The 904-nt window shown below is 64.4% G+C and carries 1 pseudogene; it reads left to right on the top strand.

The window, feature by feature from the left end:
- A pseudogene (locus EN932_RS37055) lies at positions 1-904 on the top strand (kinesin); the annotation flags it as partial.

The following is a 904-nucleotide window of genomic DNA, read 5'->3' as shown; positions in this document are numbered from 1 at the left end:
GCCCAGGGCGGCTCGGAACTGCAAAAGAGCATGGAAGAGGTCACAGAACGCGCCACCGAGAAGCTGCGCAGCGAGAATGCCGCACTTGTCGACGCGCTCGCCAACCGCACCGCCGAAACCTTGTCGGCGGTCGAGGGCGCCCGCTCGTCGCTGTCCGACAGCGTCGCCGACCTCATCGGCCGGATGACCAAGTCCAGTTCGCAGCTCGGCCAGCTGATCGAGCAGGCCGCGGTCAATCTCGGCCAGGTCGATGAACGCCTGAGCGGCAGCACGCAAAGCTTCGCCGCGACCACCGAGAAGGCCGCGCAGACCTTTGCCAGCTCGGCACGTCTGGTCGATTCGAACACGACTAGGCTGACGGAACTGTCGTCGTCCACCTTGCGCGAGGTCGCGTCGATTGCCACCAAGTTCGACGAGCACAGCCGCCTGCTGTCCAGTGCTTCGGACCTGTTGAGCTCGGCCCAGAGCAACCTCGAACACACGCTCGAACGGCAGTCGTCGCTCGAAGACCTCGCCGTCGGCCTGGTCAAGAAGTCGGAAGATCTCGAAAGGGTCATGCGCTCGTTCGAAAATCTCGTCGGCCAGACGCTGCAGAACGCCGAAGGCAAGGCGATGGAGTCGGCCGACAAGATCCGCAACGCCATCACCGACGTCGTCGACTCGGCAACCAAGCGCTTTGCCGATGCGACCGAGGAGATGCGGCGCACCGCGGGCTCGATCAAGAGCGAGCTCGACCTGACCCGCGCCGAGCTCAAGAAGGGCGTCATCGAAATGCCGGAAGAGGCCAAGGAATCGACTTCGGCCATCCGCCGCGCCGTTTCCGAGCAGATCAACGCCCTGAAGGAGCTTTCGGACATCGTGGCCAAGTCCGGCCGCGGCGGTGAAGGGTCCGAACCAAGCAACC

This window comes from Mesorhizobium sp. M7A.F.Ca.US.002.01.1.1 (assembly GCF_004022955.1).
Classification (GTDB): domain Bacteria; phylum Pseudomonadota; class Alphaproteobacteria; order Rhizobiales; family Rhizobiaceae; genus Mesorhizobium; species Mesorhizobium ciceri.
The sequence above is the reverse complement of the archived record's forward strand: the minus strand, read 5'-3'. Positions and strand labels throughout refer to the sequence as shown.